The following is a 21,087-nucleotide window of genomic DNA, read 5'->3' as shown; positions in this document are numbered from 1 at the left end:
GCCCCCACCCAGGTCTCCCCGGCCCGAATCCGGGTGTTCGATACCACCCTGCGCGATGGCGAGCAGTCGCCCGGCTGCAGCATGACCCCGCCGCAGAAGCTGGTCATGGCCCGCGCCCTGGCCGAACTCGGCACCGACATCATCGAGACCGGCTTCCCGGCCAGTTCGCAGTCCGACCGCGAGGCCATGGCCCTGATCGGCCGCGAACTGCGCGAGCCGGTGCTGGCGGTGCTCTCGCGCTGCCTGCGCGCCGACGTCGATACCTCGTTGCGCGCGCTGGAAGCGGCCGCGCGGCCGCGCCTGCACGTGTTCGTCTCCACCAGCCCGCTGCACCGCGAGCACAAGCTGCGCATGAGCCGGCAGCAGGTGCTGGACATGGCGGTGGACAGCATCACCCACGCGAAGCGGTTCATCGACGACATCGAGTTCTCCACCGAGGATGGCACCCGCACCGAGGAGGACTTCCTGCATGAAGTGGTCGCCGCGGCTATAGCGGCCGGCGCCACCACGATCAACATCCCCGACACGGTGGGCTTCACCACCCCGGAGGAGATCCGCGGCCTGTTCCAGCGCCTGATCGCGCAGGTGCCGGGCGCCGGCAACGTCGTCTTCAGCGCGCACTGCCACAACGACCTGGGGCTGGCGGTGGCCAATACCCTGGCCGCGATCGAGGGCGGCGCGCGCCAGGTCGAATGCACCATCAACGGCATCGGCGAGCGCGCCGGCAACTGCGCGCTGGAGGAGATCGTGATGGCGATGAAGGTGCGTGGCGCGTTCTTCAACGCCGACACCGGCATCGACACCCGCCGCCTGGTCCCCACCTCGCAGTTGCTGCAACGGCTGGTCGGCATGCACGTGCAGCGCAACAAGGCGGTGGTCGGCGCCAACGCCTTCGCCCACGAGTCGGGCATCCACCAGCATGGCATGCTGCGCCACCGCGGCACCTACGAAATCATGCGCCCGCAGGACGTGGGCTGGCCGGACACGCAGATGGTGCTGGGCCGGCACAGTGGCCGCGCCGCGGTGGAGCAGCGCCTGCGCGCGCTGGGCTACTACCTGGAGGAAGGCGAGCTGGAACTGGTGTTCAACGACTTCAAGGCGCTGTGCGAACAGCAGCGCGTGGTCACCGACGCCGACCTGCAGGCGTTGATGCAGGACACCGGCGACGCCGAGGGCTACCGCCTGGCGTCGATGACGATCAGCGACCGCGGCCAGCGCGCGCTGGCCACGGTCGAACTGTCCGACCCGGACGGCAGCCGCGTGCTGGAAAGCGCCGAGGGCGACGGCCCGGTCGACGCATTGTTCGCCGCGCTGTCGGCGGCCACCGGCGTGCAGCTGAGCCTGGAGAGCTACCGGGTGCACAGCGTCGGCCTGGGCGCCGATGCGCGCGGCGAGGCCAACCTCAGCGTGCGCCAGGGCGAGGAGGAATACGAAGGCACCGGCACCAGCCGCGACATCATCGAGGCCAGCGCGCTGGCCTGGCTGGACGTGGCCAACCGCCTGCTGCGCCAGCAGCGCCGCGGCGCACCGGCCGGCGAGCAGCTGGCCACCGCCTGAGCGATCCGTGATCCGCATCCCACCGGCTGTGCATGGCCAGTGGTCCAATGGCCGGTCGCAGGGCCCCGGCCCACACTCCACCACACCGCGCAGGCCCGTCGCCTGCGCCCATCGCCGCACAGGAAACATGCAATGCCGTTCGCAGAAAGCAATCCCGCCGCCACCCTGACCTTCGACGCCGCCGTGCACCGCGCGCTGGCGCGCCGGCTCGCCGATACGCCGCATCCGCACAACCGCGCCGACGCGCAGGAACCGGTGCGTGCCACCGAAGCGGCGGCAACCGAAGCCGTACCCGAAACGGCGCGCTGAACGCCGCCGCGTCCCCTCTCCCACCCGCAGGAACCCCATGCCCATCCACGCTGACATCGTCGTCCTGCCCGGCGACGGCATCGGTACCGAGATCGTCGCCGCCACCCTGCCGGTGCTCGAGGCCGTGGCCCGCCGCCACGGCCACACGTTCGCCTTCCACCAGCACGACATCGGCGGCGTTGCCATCGACCGCCACGGCGTGCCGCTGCCGGAATCGACGCTGGAAGCGGCGCGCAAGGCCGACGCAGTGCTGCTCGGCGCCGTCGGCGGGCCGAAGTGGTCGGACCCGAATGCGAAGGTGCGCCCGGAGCAGGGCCTGCTGGCGATCCGAAAGGGCCTGGGCCTGTTCGCCAACCTGCGCCCGACCAAACCGCATCCGGCCGCGCTCGGCGCTTCGCCGATCAAGTCGCACCTGCTCGAGGGCGTGGACATCCTGGTCGTGCGCGAACTGACCGGCGGCATCTACTTCGGCGACAAGACCCGCAGCGAAACCGACGCCACCGACCTGTGCCGCTACACCGTGGCCGAAATCGAGCGGGTGGTGCGCAGCGCAGCGCGGCTGGCGCGGCAGCGCCGCGGCCACCTCACGTCGGTGGACAAGGCCAACGTGCTGGAAACCTCGCGACTGTGGCGCGACGTCACCAACCGGATCATGCGCGAGGAGTTCCCCGAGGTGACCGTCGAGCACCAGCTGGTGGACTCGATGGCCATGCACCTGCTGTCCAAGCCGCGCGCCTACGACGTGATCGTCACCGAGAACATGTTCGGCGACATCCTCACCGACGAGGCCTCGATGCTGGCCGGTTCGCTCGGCCTGCTGGCCTCGGCCTCGCTGGGCGATGGCAAGGTCGGCATCTATGAGCCGATCCACGGTTCTGCGCCGGACATCGCCGGCAAGGGCATCGCCAACCCCTACGCGACCATCCTCAGCGGCGCGCTGCTGCTGCGGCATTCGCTGGGGTTGGAGGCCGAAGCGGCGTCGATCGAAGCGGCGGTGTCGGCCGCGCTCGATGCGAAGGTGTTCACCGCCGACCTGGCCGCGCCGGGTCAGGCGGTATCGACCACCCAGGCCGCCCAGGCCGTGATCGACCGCCTTCCGTAGAGATAGAGATCATGACCGGTTCCAGGGACGCCTTCCTCGAACGCATCCAGCAACGCGATCCGCACCAGCCCGAGTTCCTGCAGGCGGTCAAGGAAGTCACCGCGAGCCTGTGGCCGTTCCTGGAACGGCACCCCGGCTACGCCCGCCTCGGCCTGCTCGAGCGCCTGGTCGAGCCGGAGCGCGTGCTCCAGTTCCGGGTGAGCTGGATGGACGACCGCGGCGCCGTGCAGGTCAACCGCGCCTTCCGCATCCAGCACAGTTCGGCGATCGGCCCGTTCAAGGGCGGCATGCGCTTCCACCCGTCGGTGAACCTGTCGATCCTCAAGTTCCTGGCCTTCGAGCAGACCTTCAAGAACGCGCTGACCACCCTGCCGATGGGCGGCGGCAAGGGCGGCTCGGACTTCGACCCCAAGGGCAGGAGCGAAGGCGAGGTGATGCGCTTCTGCCAGGCGCTGATGCTGGAGCTGTACCGCCACCTGGGCCCGGACACCGACGTGCCGGCCGGCGACATCGGCGTCGGCGCGCGCGAGGTCGGCTACATGGCCGGCATGATGAAGAAGCTGTCCAACGACGCCGGCTGCGTCTTCACCGGCAAGGGCATCGCCTACGGCGGCAGCCTGATGCGCCCGGAGGCCACCGGCTTCGGCACCGTGTACTTCGTCGAACAGATGCTGCACCACGCCGGGCGGCCGACGCACGGCGCGCGCGTGCTGGTGTCCGGCTCGGGCAATGTGGCCCAGTACGCCGCGTTCAAGGCCAACGACCTCGGTGGCCGGGTGCTCACCTTCAGCGATTCGGACGGCACGCTGTACGCGCGCGACGGCTTCGATGCCGAGGCGATCGCGCAGGTGGCGCAGCTGAAGAACGAGCGCCGCGGCCGCCTGGCCGAGCTGGGCGAGGACCCGCGCTTCGACTACCTGCCCGGCAAGCGCCCGTGGCACATCCCGGCCGAGATCGCCCTGCCCTGCGCCACCCAGAACGAACTGGACGGTGCCGACGCGCGCACCCTGGTGGACAACGGCGTGATCTGCGTGGCCGAGGGCGCGAACATGCCGTCCACGCTGGAGGCGGTGGACGTGTTCCTCGAGTCGGGCACGCTGTACGCGCCGGGCAAGGCCTCCAACGCAGGCGGCGTGGCCACCTCGGGCCTGGAGATGTCGCAGAATTCATTGCGCCTGTCCTGGCACCACGCCGAGATCGACGAACGCCTGCACGCGATCATGAAGGACATCCACGCCAACTGCGTGCGCCACGGCAAGCGCCGCGACGGCAGCGTCAACTACGTGGACGGCGCCAACATCGCCGGCTTCGTCAAGGTCGCGGACGCGATGCTGGCGCAGGGCGTTTACTGACTGTCCCGAAGCGGACGTGGAACGCAGGGGGCAAAAGCAGGTCCTCGAACCCGGCACGCTGCACACCGGACAACGCCCCTCCACGGCAATCCCCCTGCAGGGGCTCCCTTCAGGGGCGAGCCGGCTACGCCGGAAGGCACGATGTCCGACGCAGCGCCTCCGGACAAGCCGCGTTGAACGCTTCGCTGGCCAGGCTCTTCGGTCGGCAGCAGGCCGCTCTTGAACCTGGCAGGGCCCCGTACCGGGACCTGTCCTGATCCCGGCCTGGCGAGACGGCTGATCACCGGTCCGGCTAGCGCGAACCGATGCGCTTCCCGGCGCGGATGCTGTCGATCAGGTAGTCGGCTTCCGCGGCAGAGATGCCATGCATCGTGGAACTGGCGGAGAACGGCTCCACGATCCTCGAGATGCTGACGGCCCTGTCTCCGGCCACGACCACGATCAGGCCGCCCACGTTGTCGGCCGTCATCCTCCGCCTCTTCTCTGAATCGAACGAGTACGCGAACGTGATGTCGACGGAATCGCGCCCGGACCGTTCGACGTGCGCAATCTCGCCATTGGCGGCGACGATCTTGCCGATCCTGATCCAGCTCTCCCTTACCCCATCGGCCGAGTACGGGACGGTCCTGCAGTATCCGCAGCCATCGTCGGCAAGCAGCCGCACGGACACGTCGCCAGCGACGTCGTATCGCCGGATCTCATCCGAACAGCCGCCAGCCATCAGGAGAGAAAGGCAGACGACGGCTCTTTTTCCAGCATCGGGCCGGGCTTGGGAAATCCGCCACATGAACCGGACAAGCTGGCCGACGCCCCTGCCCGCGCGGCCCTCGCGACCGAGCCAAGTCATTGCAGCACCGCATAGCGGACCATGGCCGCGCGCCGGGCGACGGAGAGCTTCTGCAACTGCCCGTTACGCGAGACCATAAAGGCGCAGCGCTGCAGCCCGCTCCACGCATCGGGGCTGTTGCCGAGGCTGCCGGCGACGTCGATGTAGGCCCGGCGCATGAGCTGCGAGTAAGCCTGGCCGTCGTGGAACAGCTGCTCGGGCGTGGCCGCCATCGGCACCGCCGATTCCGGCAAGGCGTCCACCAGTTCCGCCAGCCGTTGCAGGTAGTGCGACTGGATCTCGGTGGCGAGGGACGGCTCGACGTCACGACCGCCGCTGGTCAGTGCCGTACAGCGGCGTGCATCCTGGGCCTGCAGTGCGTCGGCGTACAGGGTCCGTTCCGGCTCCCACCAATCGAGTACGGCATGGTCGGGCGCGCGCAGCAACGCTTCCCGGGTGACCTGGGTGACCATCGCATCCTCGTGGTGCCTGAACGCGAATCCGTTGCCGTTGTCGATGGCCCAGTACAGCTTCGACGCATACTCGTCCACGATATGCGGCAGGCGCCGGGCGATGGCCGACATCAGCGCCGCCTTGGAATCTCCGCCGTCGCGCCGCACGATCATGCTTTCCCAGCGCAGCCGAGCGTCAGGCACCGGCTCGCCGGAGGCATCGACAACGGCCAGCTCGACCTTGTGGTCGATCAGTTCCGCTGCCGACAGCCAATGCATTTCCTCGGCGCTGGTGCGTGCCTGGATCTCCAGCAACTCCGGCCCGAAGCCGGCTTCGCGCAGCAGGCGGCGGTATTTCTGGTCGGCCTGGTCCAACGACTTGCGCAACGCGCTGTCCGGCAGGTCCACTTGGCTCGAAGTCCGGTGCAAGCCGATGCGCGCCGATGGCGACATCTGCCGCCGGGCCGACGCCGCCCAGAACAGGACGCATGCGCTGCTGCATTCGGACTCGATGCGGACCGGCAGCTTCTTCTCGCCAATCCAGCGTCCGGCCCGCTCGGCCTGCTCGATCAGCCCACCCGGGCTGTCGATCACCACCAGGCGCACGCCGGGATGATCCGTGTGGACCCTCTCCAGGTCCGCCAGCAGGCGCGGGCCTATCTCGCCGGAGATGTCGATCCGGCTGCCTTCGCCGGTCACCTGCACGTCGGCATTCGGCGAAGCCTGCACGACAGCCAGTGCCTTGGCGTGCAGACACTGCTGCGGCAAGGCCAGCGCGATCGCCAGCACGGCCGTCGCCAGCGCGTAGACTGCCGCCGGCACGAACCTGCGACGGGACAGCGATACCGCCAGCGCATAACCTGCCGCCATCGTCGCCAGCAATGCGGCCAGCCATGCGCCGCTGGAGACGAGGCCGGAGCCGGACTGCTCGGCGAGCGGCGTGCGTGCCGCCCAGATCAGGTTCCAGCCCACCAGCACGACCGCCCCGCCCAGCAGTGCCAGCCATGCGAGCCAATGCCATATCCGTCCTCGCGGCGACGCGCCCCAACGGCGGCCCAGCGACTGCCAGCCGTGCTCGCCTGGGAGCCAGGACATGGTGGTGGCGGCCAGTTCTCCGTCCTCGAAGCGCCGCCGGACCTCATCCGTCGCCAATGGCCCCTCGGTCGACCCGTCGTTGCGCAACCAGATGGCACTCATGCGGCAGCTTCAAGCAGACGGCCAAGCACCATGACCAACAGCACCGGCGCGACCACCGCCGCCGCCGCCAGCGCCACCTGCACGGGGCCCCAGGACCGATGGGTCACGACCCAGCGCTCCATGGCGTCCCAGCTCGACACGCCCTCGGCCTTGAGGGTGATATAGGCGAACACGTTGGCCACCAGCGCCACGACCGGCAGCCCCAGCCCCTGCCCGGTGACCAGCACCGACAGCTCGCGGCGCAGTGCCGCCCATACGCCGATCGGGCGTCCGTCGCGATGGGTAATTCGGGTACCGAAAAGCCACTTTCCTGGCGTGGTGCCGGTCAGGCCCAGCAGCAAGGCGCTGCCGAGGACGATCCAGGCGTAGAACACGGCCGTGGACACCAGGCCGCCGAGGATGGCGCCCTTGCGCTCGGCGAACACCGTTTCGTACGCCCCGGGGAAATACGCTGCGGTCAGACTGGCCAGGATCGCGCCGCCGCTGAGTGCGAATAGCGCGATGTCGAACGTACGGCCGAAAAAGCGGCGCCAGGGCGCCGGATCGATCTGCTGCCAGCCGTCATCCTCGACCGGCAGGCGCGGCATGCTTGGAACCGCCGGTGCCTCGCGGAAACGCAACGATGCCCAGTCCGTGCCCCGGCGATCGGCCGGCACTGCACTGGAGAGCACGCTGGAAAGCGGGAGCCAGTCGCCCCGCGTACCGGCGCGGACCAGCCCCTCCGGGCCCAGCCGGCCCTCCCTCTGCAATTCCTTCAGATGCTCGAAGCCATAGGGACCGTCGACGACATCGTCGCCCCGCCGCACGTACCAGTCCTGCATTCCTCCCCCCCGCTGCGCCACGGCCCGACTTCCCCAAGTCACTGGGGCCGGCGGCGCACGGGCATCATAGCGCCCAGGCGCGAATCGGCGCGCCCGATGGTCCGCGACGGCCATCACAGATTCCCCGCACGCGGACCGCCCGCAGGTCGACAGGGTGGAGGCCGCGCAGCGGCGTCAACGCACTCCGGCGAACAACCAGGGCTGTGCGACGCGATGCCTCGCCTCGAACACGGCGATCGCGTCGCGCTCCTGCAGGGTCAGGCCGATGTCGTCCAGGCCGTTGAGCAGGCAATGCTTGCGGAACGCGTCGACTTCGAAGCGGTACTGCACACCGTCGGGGCGGGTCACGGTCTGCGCATCCAGGTCCACGGTCAGCACGTAGCCTTCGCTCGCCTCGCACTGCGCGAACAGCGCATCGACTTCCTCGTCCCTCAACACGATCGGCAGCAGGCCGTTCTTGAAACTGTTGTTGAAGAAGATGTCGGCGAAGCTCGGCGCGATGATCGCGCGGAAGCCGTACTCGTCCAGCGCCCACGGCGCGTGCTCGCGCGAGGAGCCGCAGCCGAAGTTCTCGCGCGCCAGCAGCACGCTGGCGCCGTGGTAGCGCGGGAAGTTCAGCACGAAGTCCGGGTTGAGCGGGCGGTTCGTGCTGTCCTGCCCCGGCTGGCCCTCGTCCAGGTAGCGCCACTCGTCGAACAGGTTCGGGCCGAAGCCCGAGCGCCTGATCGACTTCAGGAACTGCTTGGGGATGATCTGGTCGGTGTCGACGTTGGCGCGGTCCAGCGGGGCGACCAGGCCGGTGTGGGTGGTGAAGGCTCGCATGTCGTTTCCTCAGGCCAGGGCCGGTTGCCGCGCGGCCAGTTCGCGCACGTCGACGAAGTGCCCGGCCACCGCGGCGGCGGCGGCCATCGCCGGGCTGACCAGGTGGGTGCGCCCGCCGGTGCCCTGGCGACCCTCGAAGTTGCGGTTGGACGTGGAGGCGCAGTGCTCGCCGTTGCCGAGCTTGTCGGGATTCATCGCCAGACACATCGAACAGCCCGGTTCGCGCCATTCGAAGCCCGCCTCCAGGAACACCTTGTCCAGACCCTCGGCCTCGGCCTGCGCCTTGACCAGGCCCGAGCCCGGCACCACCAGCGCCTGCTTCACCGACGCGGCGACCTTGCGGCCGCGCGCCACTTCCGCCGCCGCGCGCAGGTCCTCGATCCGCGAGTTGGTGCAGGAGCCGATGAACACGCGGTCCAGCCGGATCGAAGTGATCGGCTGGTTGGGCTGCAGGCCCATGTACTTCAGCGCGCGCTGGATCGAATCCTTCTTCACCGGATCGGCCTCGCGCTCCGGATCGGGCACGTTCTGGTCCACCGCCAGCACCATTTCCGGCGAGGTACCCCAGCTGACCTGCGGCCTGATGTCTTCGGCGCGCAGTTCGACCACGGTGTCGAAGTGCGCGTCCGGGTCGGAGACCAGCGTGCGCCACAGCGCCACCGCCGCGTCCCGGTCCGCGCCCTTCGGCGCGAACGGGCGGCCCTTCACGTAGTCGATGGTCTTCTGGTCCACCGCGACCATGCCCACCCGCGCGCCGGCCTCGATCGCCATGTTGCAGATGGTCATGCGGCCTTCCATCGACAGGTCGCGGATCGCGCTGCCGGCGAACTCCAGTGCGTGGCCGTTGCCACCGGCGGTGCCGATCCGGCCGATGATCGCCAGCACGATGTCCTTGGCGGTGACGCCCGGACCGAGCTCGCCCTCCACCCGCACCTGCATGTTCTTCATCTTCTTGGCGACCAGGCACTGGGTGGCCAGCACGTGCTCGACCTCCGAAGTACCGATGCCATGCGCCAGCGCGCCGAACGCGCCGTGCGTGGAGGTGTGCGAATCGCCGCAGACCACGGTCATGCCCGGCAGGGTGGCGCCCTGCTCGGGGCCGACCACGTGGACGATGCCCTGGCGCACGTCGTCCATCCTGAACTCGAGGATGCCGAAGTCGTCGCAGTTCTCGTCCAGGGTCTGCACCTGCAGCCGCGAGACCTCATCGACGATCGCCTGCAGCCCGCCGGCGCGCTCGGCCTTCGTGGTCGGTACGTTGTGGTCGGGCGTGGCGATGTTGGCGTCGACCCGCCACGGCCGGCGACCGGCCAGGCGCAGCCCCTCGAACGCCTGCGGCGAGGTCACTTCGTGGAGGATGTGGCGGTCGATGTAGACCAGCGAGGAACCGTCGTCGCGACGGGTCACCTCGTGCATCTCCCACAGCTTGTCGTACAGGGTCTTGCCGGCCATTGCGCTGCCTCGGATCGTCTGGCGGTGGCGGGCGGGCTGCGGCAGCCCGGATCCGCCGGCTGGAGGATCATCCTGCCCCCTTGCCCTCGATAACTCAAATGCATATTTTTCATCCACTTGATTCCCGATTGGAATCAGTTGGAGCCTGCGGGTGGACTGGTCCGGCCTCAACGCCTTCGTCGCCATCGCCGATCACGGCGGCTTCTCCGCGGCCGCCGAACACCTGCACCTGACCCAGCCGGCGGTGAGCAAGCGCATCGCGCTGCTGGAGGAATCGCTGCAGGCGCGTCTGTTCGACCGCCTCGGCCGCCAGGGGGTCCTGACCGAAGCCGGCCGCCTGCTGCTGCCGCGCGCGCGGCAGATGCTGGCCGAGGCCGAAGCCGCGCGCCGCGCGCTGCAGGACCTGGGCCACGACATCGGCGGCCGGCTGAGCCTGGCCACCAGCCACCACATCGGCCTGCACCGCCTGCCGGCGCTGCTGCGGCGCTTCACCGCGCAGCATCCGCGCGCGGCGCTGGACATCCGCTTCATGGATTCCGAGCAGGCCTACGCGCAGGTGCTGCACGGCGACGTGGAACTGGCGGTGACCACCCTCGGCCCGACCGAACCGCCGTTGCAGGCCACGCCGGTCTGGAACGATCCGCTGCGCCTCGTGGTCGCCCCGGACCATCCGCTGGCGCGCCTGCCGAAGCCGAGCCTGGCCGACATCGCCGCGCACCCGGCGGTGCTGCCGGACCCAGGCACGTTCACCCACCGCATCGTCGCGGAAACCTTCGCGCGCCGCGGGCTGTCGCTGCAGCTGCGCATGACCACCAACTACCTGGAGACGATCAAGATGATGGTCTCGGTCGGCCTGGCCTGGAGTGCGCTGCCGCAGACCATGGTCGATGCGCAGGTGGTGGTGCTTCCGGTGGCGGGCGTGCAGCTCTCGCGCCGGCTGGGCTACGTGACCCACGGCGGCCGCACGCTTTCCCGCGCCGCCCACGCCTTCATCGCCCTGCTCCAGTCCGACGCCACGCCGTAGAGCGGGGCTTGCCCCGCAGCGGGGCAAGCCCCGCTCTACGTGCCGGCCTCTTCGGGCCTGACCCGGAACCAGGCGGCGTACAGCGCCGGCAGGAACAGCAGCGTCAGTGCGGTGGCCACGATCAGGCCCCCCATGATCGCCACCGCCATCGAGCCGTAGAACGCACTGCGCGACAGCGGCACCATCGCCAGCACCGCGGTCAGCGCCGTCAGCACGATCGGGCGGAAGCGGCGCACCGTCGCGTCGACGATCGCGTGCCAGCGGTCGTGGCCGGCGGCGATGTCCTGCTCGATCTGGTCCACCAGGATCACCGAGTTGCGCATCACCATGCCCGCGAGCGCGATCGTGCCGAGCATCGCCACGAAGCCGAACGGCATGCGGAAGACCAGCAGGAACCAGGTCGCCCCGATCAGGCCCAGCGGCGCGGTGACCAGCACCATCAGCGTGCGCGAGAAGCTGCGCAGCTGCAGCATCAGCAGCGTGGTCACCACGATCAGGAACAGCGGCATCCCCGCCGCGATCGAATTCTGCCCGCGCGCCGCGTCCTCCACCGAACCGCCGATCTTCAGCAGGTAGCCCTGCGGCAGCCGCGCGCGGATCCCGTCCAGGGTCGGGTCGATCTGCGCGGTGACCGCGGCCGGCAGCAGGTCGCCGCTGAGGTCGGCGCGAACGGTGATCGTCGGCAGGCGGTCGCGGTGCCAGATGATCCCGTCCTCGAACACCTGTCGCAGCCGCGCCACCTGCGACAGCGGCACGCTGCCGCCATCGCCGGTCGGCACCGCCAGGCTGCCCAGCAGTTCGAGCTGGCCACGGTCGCCGTCGCCGCCGCGCAGCATGATCCCGACCAGTTCGTTACCTTCGCGGTAGGTGCTGGCGCTGTAGCCGGACAGCTGCGCACTGAGGAACTGCGCCAGCTGCGCGCTGCTGATGCCCAGCGCACGTGCGCGGTCCTGGTCCACTTCCAGGCGCACGACCTTGCTCGGCTCGTCCCAGTCCAGGTTGACGTTGGTGGTGTGCGGGTTGGCGCGCACCTGCGCGGCCACTTCGTGCGCGATCGCGCGCACCTGGCCGATGTGCTCGCCGGAGACGCGGAACTGCACCGGGTAGCCCACGGGCGGGCCGTTCTCCAGCCGGGTCACGCGCATCTGCAGTTCCGGGAACTGCGGCACCACTTCGTGCAGCAGCCAGTTGCGCAGTTCCTCGCGGGCATGGATGTCCTGCGCCAGCACCACGAACTGGGCGAAGTTGGTCGCCGGCAGCTGCTGGTCCAGCGGCAGGTAGAAGCGCGGGGAGCCGGTGCCGACGTAGGCGACGTGGTTGCGAATGTCCTTGCGCCCCTGCAGCAGCGTTTCCAGCTTGCGCGCCTGGGCCTCGGTGGCGCGCAGCGAGGCGCCCTCGGCCAGTTCCAGGTCGACCATGAGTTCCGGCCGGGTCGAATCCGGGAAGAACTGCTGCGGCACGAAGCGGAACAGCGCCAGCGACAGCACGAACAGGCCGATCGTGATCCCGATCACCAGCCAGCGCCGGCGCAGGCAGGCGTCGAGCAGGCGGCGGAAGCGCACGTAGAACGGGCGCTGGTACGGATCGTGGTGGTGCGCGTCCAGCGGCGCCGGCGCCAGCACCGCCGCGTACTGCGGCCAGCGGTCGGCCAGGCGCTCGCGCCACGCGCGCCGCCGGAACGCCAGGCTGCCCGGCTTCGGCGGCTGCGGATGGGCAAGGTCGGGCAGCATGCGGTCGCCCAGCCAGGGGATGAAGAGCACCGCCGCCACCCACGACACCAGCAGCGCGATGGTCACCACCTGGAACAGCGAGCGCGTGTACTCGCCGGTGCTCGACGCCGCAGTGGCGATCGGCAGGAAGCCGGCCGCGGTGATCAGCGTGCCGGTCAGCATCGGGAACGCGGTCGATTCCCAGGCGAAGCTGGCCGCGCGCAGGCGGTCGAAGCCCTGCTCCATCTTGATCGCCATCATCTCCACCGCGATGATCGCGTCGTCCACCAGCAGTCCCAGCGCCAGCACCAGCGCGCCCAGCGAGATCTTGTGCAGGCCGATGCCGAAGTAGTGCATCACCGCGAAGGTCATCGCCAGCACCAGCGGGATCGACACCGCCACCACCAGGCCGGTGCGGAAGCCCAGCGAGAAGAAGCTGACCAGCAGCACGATGGTCACCGCCTCGGCCAGCACGCGCACGAACTCGCCCACCGATTCGCGCACCGCCTCGGGCTGATCGGAGACCTTGCGCAGTTCCATGCCCGCCGGCAGGGTCTGCTGCAGCCGCGCGAACCGCGCCTCCAGCTCGTCGCCCAGGCGCAGGATGTGGCCGCCGTCCTTCATCGCCACGGCAATGCCGATCGCGTCCTCGCCCATGAACCGCATCCGCGGCGCGGCCGGGTCGGAGAAGCCGCGGTGCACGCGGGCCACGTCGTCCAGGCGGATGGTGCGGCCGCCGGCGCGGATCGGGAACGCGCGGATCTCCGCGACGCTGCGGAACGGCCCGTCCACGCGCAGCTGCACCCGCTCGCCGGGGGTCTCGAAGAAGCCGGCCGGGACCACCGCGTTCTGCCCTTCCAGTGCCTGCTGCACCGCCTGCAGCGGGATGCCCAGGGTGGCCAGCCGGGTGTTGTCGATCTCGATCCAGACCTTCTCGTCCTGCAGGCCGAGCAGCTCGACCTTGCCCACGTCCGGCACCCGCTGCAGGTCCAGCTGGATGCGGTCGGCGTAGTCCTTGAGGATCGCGTAGTCGAAGCCCGGCCCGGTCAGCGCATAGATGTTGCCGAAGGTGTCGCCGAACTCGTCGTTGAAGAACGGGCCCACCACCCCGGCCGGCAGGGTGGCCTGGATGTCGCCGACCTTCTTGCGCACCTGGTACCAGAGGTCGGGCACGTCGCGCGAATGCATCGAGTCGCGCGCCATGAAGATCACCTGCGACTCGCCCGGGCGCGAATAGCTGCGCACGAACTCGTACCTGCCGGTGTTCATCACCGCCTTCTCGATGCGCTCGGTGACCTGCCGGGAGACTTCCTCGGCGGTGGCGCCGGGCCATACCGTGCGCACCACCATCGCCCGGAAGGTGAAAGGCGGATCCTCGCTCTGGCCCAGGCGCAGGTACGACCAGGTACCTATGACCGCCAGCGCGACCATGAAGTAGAGGACCAGGCCGCGGTTGTGCAGGGCCCAGGCCGAAACATTGAAGCGGCGCATGGGTCAGGGCCTGCCCGGGTTCACGGGGACGTTGTCGCGGTCCACCGGCGCGACCGCTTCGCCTTCGCGCAGCAGGTGCCCGCCTGCAGCCACCACCCAGTCGCCGGGCGCCAGGCCTTCGCCGCGCACCGGCACGCTCTCGCTGCCGAACCCGCCCGCCACCACCGGCACGCGCACGGCCTTGCCCGCGCGCACCACCCAGACCGAGGCCGCATCGTCCTCGCCGCGCTGCAGCGCCGCCAGCGGCACCCGCAGCCCGGCATCACCCGCAGCGTCCTGTGCCAGGTACACGCGCGCGCTCTGGCCCAGTTCGACCTCGTCCCACGCCGATTCGTCCAGCGCCACCCGCGCGGCGAAGCTGCGGGTCTGCGCGTCGGCGGCCGGGGCGATCTCGCGGATCGTGCCCGGCAGTGGCCGGCCCGGCGCGTTCCACAGTTCGATCCGCGCCGCATCGCCGACCCTGAACTGGCGGATGCGGGCCTCGGGCAGGTCGATGGCGACCTCGCGGCCGCCGTCGGCGGCGAGCACGAAGATGGTCTGGCCGGCGGCCACCACCTGCCCGGCCTCGGCCTGGCGCGAGGCGACCACGCCGGCGCGCGGTGCGCGCAGCGCGGTGTAGCCGGCCTGGTTGCGGGTCACGTCGCGCTGCGCGCGCGCGGCGCGCGCCTGGCCGGCGGCGGCTTCGTACGCGGCCTTCTGCGCCTCGTAGGTCGAGCGGCTGACCAGCTGCTGCTCGACCAGCCTGGCATAGCGGTCGAGATCGCCCTTGCTGCGCGCCAGTTCGGCCTCGGCGGCGGCCAGCTGCGCCTGCGCGGCCTGCGCCTGCAGCGCCTGGTCGGCCGGATCGAGCTCGGCCAGCAGCTGGCCCTGTTCCACCCGCGCGCCAGCATCCACCGCGCGCCGCACCAGCTTGCCGCCGACCCGGAACGACAGCGGGCTCTCCTCGCGCGCATGCACCTCGCCGGGGAAGGCCAGCGCAGCCTCGCCGGCACCGGCCTGTGCCTGCACCACCCAGACCTGGCGCGGCGGCGCCACCGGCGCGTCCTTGCCGCCACAGCCCGCGGCCAGCGCCGCGGACAGCACCATCGCCATGCAACTGCCCGCGCGGAGTCCCTTCTTCATCGTCGCCGCCATCCTGCGTTCAATAATTGAACCGGCGGGTATGGTATAAATAGAAAACCGTCTGGTCCAGTATTGCGACATGTCCAAGAGCGCCGCCGTCAAAACCCCTGCCCCCAAGGCCGCCGGTCCCGGCCGGCCCAAGGACCTGGGCAAGCGCGCGTCGATCCTGGAGGCCGCCCAGCGCCTGTTCCTGGAACAGGGCTACCAGGGCGTGAGCATGGACGAGATCGCCGCCACGGCGGGCGTCTCCAAGCTGACCGTGTACAGCCACTTCGGCGACAAGGAGACCCTGTTCGCCGCCGCGATCACGGCCAAGTGCCAGGAAGTGCTGCCGGACGAACTGCTCGTGCGCCCGCCCGAGGGCCCGCTGCGCGAGCAGCTGCGCGCCATCGGCCACGCCTTCTTCGCGCTGATCACCAGCGAGGAGGCGATTGCCATGCACCGCATGATGAACGTCCCCGGCGCCGCCGAGAACGCGCTGCGCGAGCTGTTCTGGGACGCCGGCCCGCGCCGGGTGCAGGAAGTGTTCGCCCGGTTCCTGCAGGCCCGGGTGGCGCAGGGCCAGCTGGAGATCGACGACCTCGCCCTGGCGTCCTCGCAGTTCTTCTGCCTGCTCAAGGGCGAGCTGCACCCGATGATGGCCTGCGGCCTGTGCCGGGAGCCCGGCCCGGCCGAGGTCGCCCGGCACATCGATGCCACCGCCGACTTCTTCCTGCGGGCGTATGGCGCCTGAGCCGGGGCCGGCGCCCGCCGCACCGGAGGTCGCGGTGACTTCCGGCACTGCGTCGGCCTCGCCGGCCACGGCGATCCTTGCCGGCAAGCGGCGGTCCGGCCCGGTAGAATGCCCGGCTCCCCGCGCTGGATGAATTCCATGACGATCGACTACGCCCGTGCCCGCGAAATGATGGTCGAACAGCAGGTCCGCCCCTGGGACGTGCTGGACATGGCCGTGCTCGACGTGGTCGCGCGCCTGCCGCGCGAGGCGTTCGTGCCCGAGGCGCACCGCGCGCTGGCCTATGCCGACCTGGAGCTGCCGCTGGGCTACGGCACCAGCATGATGAAGCCGGTGGTCGAAGGCCGCATGCTGCAGGCGCTGCAGCTGGAGCCGGGCGACAGCGTGCTGGAAGTGGGCACCGGCAGCGGCTACACGGCCGCCTGCCTGGGTACGCTGGCGCGCGAAGTGGTCAGCCTGGAACTGGTCCCGGAACTGGCCGCCGCCGCGCGCGCGCGCCTGGACGCGACCGGCCTGGGCAGCAACGTCCGCATCGAGGTGGCCGACGCGCTGGAGTACACCGGCGAGCGCCTGTTCGACGCGGTCTGCGTGACCGCCGCGGTGGCCGAGGTGCCGGAGCGTTTCCTGCAGTGGCTGCGCCCGGGCGGCCGCCTGTTCGTGGTCCGCGGCACGGCGCCGGCGATGGAGGCCGTGCGCATGGTCCGTGGCGAGGCGGTCAACGCCGCCACTACCGAATCGTTGTTCGAGACCGGGCTGGGCTACCTGCGCGGTGCCGAGCCGGTCCCCCAGTTCCTGTTCTGACCGCCGCCCGAGGGCGCGGCCAGCACCGACATTCCCCCCGCGGCCCGCGCGAGCGCTGGCCGTACACCAAGAAAGGAAGCCGCTGATGATCCGCCGTTCCCTCGCCCTGGCCCTGGCCGCCGCCCTCGCCTCCGGGTCTTTCGCCAGCGGGGCCGCGCAGGCCGCAGACCTGCTGCAGACCTACGAGATGGCCCGCAACGGCGACCCGCAACTGGCGATCGCCGAATCGAACACGCTGTTCGACAAGGAAGGCGCGGTCCAGGCGCGCGCGGCGCTGCTGCCGCAGCTGTCCGGCGATGCCACCCTGCGCAAGTCGCGCACCGAGTACGACGGCGTCAGCGGCACGTTCACCGGCACCAGCCGCAGCTATGGCGTCAATGCCAGCCAGACTCTGTTCAACTGGAGCCAGTTCTCCAGCCTGCGGGCGCAGAACGCGCTGAGCCAGGCCGCCGACTTCAACCTGGACGCGGCCAACGACGACCTGATGGTGCGCACCGCGGCAGCCTATTTCGACGTGCTGGTGGCGATCGAGTCGCTGGCCGCCGCGGAAGCCAACGAAGCCGCCGGCAAGCGCGGGTTCGACTACGCCGACAAGCGCCTGGAAGTGGGCCTGGCCCCGATCACCGACGTGCACGAGGCCCGCGCCCAGTACGACGACGCCCGCGCCAACACCATCCTGGTGCGCAACGCCCTGGAAGACCGCTACCAGGCGCTGGCCGAACTGACCGGCCAGCCGGTGCGCAACCTGCGCGCGCTGCCGGCCGACTACCGCCCCGAACTGCCGGCCCACGACGATGCCGAGGGCTGGGTCGCCCGCGCGGTCGACAGCAACCCGGCGCTGAACGCGACCCGGCTGCAGGTCGACGCGGCCGAGGCCAGCGTGCAGACCGCGCGCGGCGGCCACTACCCGACCCTGTCGCTGGGCGGCGGCTGGGGCAAGGACGCGGCCTGGGGCGACGGCGTGGGTGGCGGTGGCGGCTCCACCGGCGACAGCACCGGCACCACCATCGGCCTGACCCTGAGCGTGCCGATCTTCTCCGGCGGTGCGACCCAGTCGCGCGTGCGCCAGGCCCTGTCCCAGCGCGACGTCGCCCAGGACCAGTACGAAGCGCAGCGCCGCGCGCTGGACCGCAACACCCGCAACCTCTACCAGTCCCTGGTCGCCGGCGTCAGCGAGGTCGAGGCCCGCCGCCTGGCAGTGGTCTCGGCGCAGAGCGCGTTCGACGCCTCCCAGGTCGGCCTGGAAGTGGGCACCCGCACCGTGCTGGACGTGGTCCAGAACCAGCGCACGCTGTTCCAGGCGCAGGTCGAGTACGCGACGGCGCGCTACAACTTCCTGCTCAACCGCCTGCTGCTGACCCAGGCCACCGGCGAGCTCGGCATCGACCAGCTGCGCACGGTCAATGCGCTGCTCACGGTCGACGCCGAAGCGCAGCTGGGCAACCCGCCGACGCCGGCCCGGTAACCCCGCGCGACCGCAACAGCGACAAGGGCCGCCCCGAAGGCGGCCCTTTTTCGTGGCCCTTCCCCCGTCCGGAAAAGAAGCGCCGTGCATGCAGGGCTGCACCGCAGTGTCGCACCCGCGCGCGGACCTGGACCCATGTATCGCCCCCTGTAGGAGCCCACTTCAGGGGGCGACCCGGTGCCGTTGGAAGGCTGCGGCGTTCAACGCGGAGTCTCCGGAGCGGTCGCGTTGAACGCGGCTGCGATCCGGCCTCGTCGGGTCGCCCCCTGAAGTGGGCTCCTACAGGCGGCGCGCCGGCGCGGTGGACTCGTCCATCGACGCCGGCAGGTCGCGGGCGACCAGCTCGAGGGTGTGCTGCAGGGCTCCGCGGCCCTGCTCGACCAGCACGCCGCCAGCCTCGGTCATGGTCCGGCGCAGGGCCGGGTCGGCGAGCAGGGCCTCGATCGCATCGCCCACTCCGCGCGCATCGGCGCCGATGCGCAGCGCGCCGGCTTCGTCCATGAGCCGGGAGATCTCGGCGAAGTTGTGCAGGTGCGGCCCGGTCACCACCGGTGTGCCCACCGCCGCCGGCTCGAGCAGGTTGTGCCCGCCGACCGGCTGCAGGCTGCCGCCGACGAAGGCCACCTCGGCGCAACCGTAGAACGCCATCAGCTCGCCCAGGGTGTCGACCACGAACACGTCGTCGTCCGGGCGCGGCCAGGTGTCGCGGCGGCGCGAACCGGTCTTCCAGCCGGCGTCGGCCGCCAGCGCCTGCACCCGCGCGAACCGCTCCGGGTGCCGCGGCGCCCACAGCAGCAGCAGGCCGGGCCAGCGCGCGCGCAGGCGCCGGTGCAGGGCGATGACGTCGGCTTCCTCGCCTTCGTGGGTGCTGGCCGCCACCCATGCCGTGCGCGGCGTGCCCAGCGCATGCTGGAACTGCGCACGGAACCCGTCCAGGCCCTGCGGCACGGCCACGTCGTACTTCAGGTTGCCCAGCACGCGGACCTGGTCGGCGCGCGCGCCCAGCTTCTGGAAGCGGCGCGCGTCGGCAGCCGACTGCGCGGCCACGCACTTCACCGTCCGCAGCGCGCGCCCGATCAGCGGACGCAGCAGCCGGTAGCCGCGCAGCGAGCGCGCCGACAGGCGGCCGTTGAGGATGTACACCGGGATGCCCTGGTCGCGGCAGCCGAACAGCATGTTCGGCCACAGCTCGGTCTCCATGATCAGCGCCAGGCTGGGGCGGAAGTGCTGCAGGAAGCGCGCGGTGCTGCCCGGCAGGTCATAGGGCAGGTAGACGTGCTCGACCCGCTCGCCCCACAGCGCACGCACCCGGTCCGAACCGGTGGGGGTGATGGTGGTGATGACCCAGCGGATGTCGGGCCGCAGCTTCAGCAACGCGTTGACCAGCGGCGCGGCGGCGTTGACCTCGCCCACCGACACCGCGTGCAGCCACACGCACGGCCGGCCGGGCTGCGCGCCGTAGGTGGCGTAGCGCTCGTCCCAGCGGTGGAAGTACTCGTGCACGCGGAAGCCGCGCGAGATCAGGTGGTAGACGGTGAACGGCGAGAGCAGGTACAGCACGAAGGAGTACAGCGCGCGCAGCGCGCCCTCGCCCGGTTCCTTCCGGATGGCTGGTTTCGGCATGCGCGCAGCATAGCCGAGCGCGGCGGGACGATCCGTACACGGCGGCCAGGAACCGTCGCCGCCGCGACCCGTCGGGGCAGCCCCTGGAAGCAACCCGTAGAATCGCGGCCATGACCGCGCCCGACCAGGTACCGCCGCGCCCGCCGTTCACCCCGCGCCACTGGCCGATGTGGCTGGGGCTGGCTGCGATGGTGCTGGCCGCGCGCCTGCCCTGGCTGTGGCAGCGTGCGATCGGCCGCGGCGTCGGCTGGCTGGCCCTGCACCTGGCCGGCACGCGCCGGCGCGCGGCCGAGGTCAATATCGACCTGTGCTTCCCCGACGAACCGCCGGCCTGGCGCCGGCGCCTGTTGCGCGACAGCTTCGACGCGCTGGGCATCGGCCTGTTCGAGTTCGCCCGCGCCTGGTGGGGTGGAGTCGGCCCGATGCGGCGGCACCTGCGCATCGAAGGCCTGGAGCACCTGCGCGCGCTGCAGGAGCAGGGCCGCGGGGTGCTGATGGTGTCGGGCCACTTCATGACCCTGGAGATGTGCGGGCGGCTGCTGTGCGACCACGTGCCACTGGCCGGCATGTACCGCCGCCACCGCGACCCGGTGATGGAATGGGCGGTCAAGCGCGGCCGCCTGCGCTACGCCTGCGCGATGTTCGGCAACAGCGACCTGCGCGGCGCGGTACGCCACCTCAAGCGCGGCGGCTTCCTCTGGTACGCGCCCGACCAGGACATGCGCGGCAAGGACACTGTGTTCGCACCGTTCTTCGGCATGCCGGCCTCGACGATTACCGCGACCCACCAGCTCGCGCGCCTGACCGGTTGCGCGGTGGTGCCGTTCTTCCACCGCCGCGAAGGCGGCCGCTACGTGCTGCGGGTGGCACCGCCGCTGGCCGGTTTCCCCGGCGAGGATGTGGTCGCCGACACCGGCCGGGTCAACGCGGCGATCGAGGCGATGGTGCGCGAGGCGCCGACGCAGTACCTGTGGATCCACCGCCGCTTCAAGCGCCAGCCGCAGGGGCGCAGCAATTATTACGACCGGGCGCCGTCGCAATAACGGGCCCGCCGGGCAACCCCCGCCTCTACGAAGCGCAAGACCACGCCAGGAAGGTGTGTCGCGATGCCCCCTGACGGGAAGTAAAGGAGGAGGTGCCGGCCGCAGGCCGGCGCCGGAGGACATGAGCGGCAGGGGGTATCGCGACACACCTTCCTGGCGTGGTCTTGCGCTTCGTAGAGGCGGGGT

General features: G+C 70.7%; 17 protein-coding genes. 9 read left to right on the top strand and 8 right to left on the bottom strand.

Annotated elements, in window-relative coordinates:
• The first annotated feature begins 27 nt into the window (after positions 1–27).
• The 4 genes from CSC64_RS12160 to gdhA all read left to right on the top strand — a co-directional run bounded on the left by CSC64_RS12160 (position 28) and on the right by gdhA (position 4,320).
• The gene (locus CSC64_RS12160; protein WP_238390032.1) at positions 28–1,557 is read left to right on the top strand and encodes a 2-isopropylmalate synthase; all 1,530 of its coding nucleotides are present in this window, start codon (positions 28–30) and stop codon (positions 1,555–1,557) included.
• A gap of 132 nt (positions 1,558–1,689) precedes the next feature.
• Positions 1,690–1,866: a hypothetical protein gene (locus CSC64_RS12155; RefSeq protein WP_162435594.1), complete on the top strand. Its 177-nt coding sequence runs from the start codon at positions 1,690–1,692 to the stop codon at positions 1,864–1,866.
• Positions 1,867–1,909: 43 nt separating this feature from the next.
• A complete protein-coding gene (leuB, locus tag CSC64_RS12150; protein WP_162435597.1) occupies positions 1,910–2,968 on the top strand; it encodes a 3-isopropylmalate dehydrogenase in 1,059 nt (352 codons plus the stop codon).
• A gap of 11 nt (positions 2,969–2,979) precedes the next feature.
• Positions 2,980–4,320, top strand: a complete 1,341-nt coding sequence (gene gdhA, locus CSC64_RS12145; RefSeq protein WP_162435593.1) for an NADP-specific glutamate dehydrogenase — start codon at positions 2,980–2,982, stop codon at positions 4,318–4,320.
• Positions 4,321–4,612: 292 nt separating this feature from the next.
• Here the strand turns inward: gdhA and CSC64_RS12140 are convergent, their stop codons facing one another.
• From CSC64_RS12140 to leuC, 5 genes are all read right to left on the bottom strand, one after another.
• On the bottom strand, positions 4,613–5,167 hold the full coding sequence (locus CSC64_RS12140) for a hypothetical protein (protein WP_162435592.1): 555 nt from the start codon (positions 5,165–5,167) through the stop codon (positions 4,613–4,615).
• Positions 5,164–6,795 (bottom strand): GYF domain-containing protein, encoded by a 1,632-nt coding sequence (locus CSC64_RS12135; RefSeq protein WP_162435591.1) that lies wholly within the window; start codon positions 6,793–6,795, stop codon positions 5,164–5,166. The genes CSC64_RS12140 and CSC64_RS12135 overlap by 4 nt, the downstream gene beginning before the upstream one ends.
• On the bottom strand, positions 6,792–7,616 hold the full coding sequence (locus tag CSC64_RS12130; protein WP_162435590.1) for an RDD family protein: 825 nt from the start codon (positions 7,614–7,616) through the stop codon (positions 6,792–6,794). Before CSC64_RS12130 ends, CSC64_RS12135 begins: the two co-directional genes overlap by 4 nt.
• A gap of 174 nt (positions 7,617–7,790) precedes the next feature.
• Positions 7,791–8,438 carry a 3-isopropylmalate dehydratase small subunit gene (gene leuD / locus CSC64_RS12125; protein WP_162435589.1) on the bottom strand — a complete coding sequence of 216 codons (648 nt, stop codon included), beginning with the start codon at positions 8,436–8,438 and terminating at the stop codon, positions 7,791–7,793.
• Positions 8,439–8,447: 9 nt separating this feature from the next.
• Positions 8,448–9,890 carry a 3-isopropylmalate dehydratase large subunit gene (gene leuC / locus CSC64_RS12120; RefSeq protein WP_162435588.1) on the bottom strand — a complete coding sequence of 481 codons (1,443 nt, stop codon included), beginning with the start codon at positions 9,888–9,890 and terminating at the stop codon, positions 8,448–8,450.
• Positions 9,891–10,041: 151 nt separating this feature from the next.
• Between leuC and CSC64_RS12115 the strand changes: the two genes are divergently transcribed.
• On the top strand, positions 10,042–10,914 hold the full coding sequence (locus tag CSC64_RS12115; RefSeq protein ID WP_162435587.1) for a LysR family transcriptional regulator: 873 nt from the start codon (positions 10,042–10,044) through the stop codon (positions 10,912–10,914).
• A gap of 35 nt (positions 10,915–10,949) precedes the next feature.
• Here CSC64_RS12115 and CSC64_RS12110 read toward each other — a convergent pair whose 3' ends face one another.
• The gene (locus CSC64_RS12110) at positions 10,950–14,114 is read right to left on the bottom strand and encodes an efflux RND transporter permease subunit (protein ID WP_162435586.1); all 3,165 of its coding nucleotides are present in this window, start codon (positions 14,112–14,114) and stop codon (positions 10,950–10,952) included.
• A gap of 3 nt (positions 14,115–14,117) precedes the next feature.
• On the bottom strand, positions 14,118–15,236 hold the full coding sequence (locus CSC64_RS12105; RefSeq protein WP_238390031.1) for an efflux RND transporter periplasmic adaptor subunit: 1,119 nt from the start codon (positions 15,234–15,236) through the stop codon (positions 14,118–14,120).
• Positions 15,237–15,315: 79 nt separating this feature from the next.
• Between CSC64_RS12105 and CSC64_RS12100 the strand changes: the two genes are divergently transcribed.
• The 3 genes from CSC64_RS12100 to CSC64_RS12090 all read left to right on the top strand — a co-directional run bounded on the left by CSC64_RS12100 (position 15,316) and on the right by CSC64_RS12090 (position 18,235).
• On the top strand, positions 15,316–15,969 hold the full coding sequence (locus CSC64_RS12100; RefSeq protein ID WP_162435585.1) for a TetR/AcrR family transcriptional regulator: 654 nt from the start codon (positions 15,316–15,318) through the stop codon (positions 15,967–15,969).
• A 138-nt stretch (positions 15,970–16,107) separates the two neighbouring features.
• Positions 16,108–16,770 carry a protein-L-isoaspartate O-methyltransferase family protein gene (locus tag CSC64_RS12095; RefSeq protein ID WP_162435584.1) on the top strand — a complete coding sequence of 221 codons (663 nt, stop codon included), beginning with the start codon at positions 16,108–16,110 and terminating at the stop codon, positions 16,768–16,770.
• 85 nt (positions 16,771–16,855) lie between these two features.
• A complete protein-coding gene (locus tag CSC64_RS12090) occupies positions 16,856–18,235 on the top strand; it encodes a TolC family outer membrane protein (RefSeq protein WP_162435583.1) in 1,380 nt (459 codons plus the stop codon).
• A 279-nt stretch (positions 18,236–18,514) separates the two neighbouring features.
• Here the strand turns inward: CSC64_RS12090 and waaA are convergent, their stop codons facing one another.
• Complete coding sequence (gene waaA, locus CSC64_RS12085) at positions 18,515–19,858, bottom strand: lipid IV(A) 3-deoxy-D-manno-octulosonic acid transferase (protein WP_162435582.1); 1,344 nt, start codon at positions 19,856–19,858, stop codon at positions 18,515–18,517.
• A 110-nt stretch (positions 19,859–19,968) separates the two neighbouring features.
• Between waaA and CSC64_RS12080 the strand changes: the two genes are divergently transcribed.
• On the top strand, positions 19,969–20,901 hold the full coding sequence (locus tag CSC64_RS12080; RefSeq protein ID WP_162435581.1) for an LpxL/LpxP family Kdo(2)-lipid IV(A) lauroyl/palmitoleoyl acyltransferase: 933 nt from the start codon (positions 19,969–19,971) through the stop codon (positions 20,899–20,901).
• Positions 20,902–21,087 lie beyond the last annotated feature (186 nt).

This window comes from Pseudoxanthomonas koreensis (assembly GCF_010093225.1).
Taxonomy (GTDB): domain Bacteria; phylum Pseudomonadota; class Gammaproteobacteria; order Xanthomonadales; family Xanthomonadaceae; genus Pseudoxanthomonas; species Pseudoxanthomonas koreensis.
Note: the sequence above shows the minus strand (reverse complement) of the source record. Positions and strands in the feature narration are given on the sequence as shown.

Coding starts and splice junctions, on each gene's coding strand:
- CSC64_RS12155 (WP_162435594.1), top strand. CDS start 1,690: ATGCCGTTCGCAGAAAGCAATCCCGCCGCCACCCTGACCTTCGACGCC.
- gdhA (WP_162435593.1), top strand. CDS start 2,980: ATGACCGGTTCCAGGGACGCCTTCCTCGAACGCATCCAGCAACGCGAT.
- CSC64_RS12140 (WP_162435592.1), bottom strand. CDS start 5,167: ATGACTTGGCTCGGTCGCGAGGGCCGCGCGGGCAGGGGCGTCGGCCAG.
- CSC64_RS12135 (WP_162435591.1), bottom strand. CDS start 6,795: ATGAGTGCCATCTGGTTGCGCAACGACGGGTCGACCGAGGGGCCATTG.
- CSC64_RS12130 (WP_162435590.1), bottom strand. CDS start 7,616: ATGCAGGACTGGTACGTGCGGCGGGGCGACGATGTCGTCGACGGTCCC.
- leuD (WP_162435589.1), bottom strand. CDS start 8,438: ATGCGAGCCTTCACCACCCACACCGGCCTGGTCGCCCCGCTGGACCGC.
- leuC (WP_162435588.1), bottom strand. CDS start 9,890: ATGGCCGGCAAGACCCTGTACGACAAGCTGTGGGAGATGCACGAGGTG.
- CSC64_RS12110 (WP_162435586.1), bottom strand. CDS start 14,114: ATGCGCCGCTTCAATGTTTCGGCCTGGGCCCTGCACAACCGCGGCCTG.
- CSC64_RS12105 (WP_238390031.1), bottom strand. CDS start 15,236: ATGAAGAAGGGACTCCGCGCGGGCAGTTGCATGGCGATGGTGCTGTCC.
- CSC64_RS12100 (WP_162435585.1), top strand. CDS start 15,316: ATGTCCAAGAGCGCCGCCGTCAAAACCCCTGCCCCCAAGGCCGCCGGT.
- CSC64_RS12095 (WP_162435584.1), top strand. CDS start 16,108: ATGACGATCGACTACGCCCGTGCCCGCGAAATGATGGTCGAACAGCAG.
- CSC64_RS12090 (WP_162435583.1), top strand. CDS start 16,856: ATGATCCGCCGTTCCCTCGCCCTGGCCCTGGCCGCCGCCCTCGCCTCC.
- waaA (WP_162435582.1), bottom strand. CDS start 19,858: ATGCCGAAACCAGCCATCCGGAAGGAACCGGGCGAGGGCGCGCTGCGC.
- CSC64_RS12080 (WP_162435581.1), top strand. CDS start 19,969: ATGACCGCGCCCGACCAGGTACCGCCGCGCCCGCCGTTCACCCCGCGC.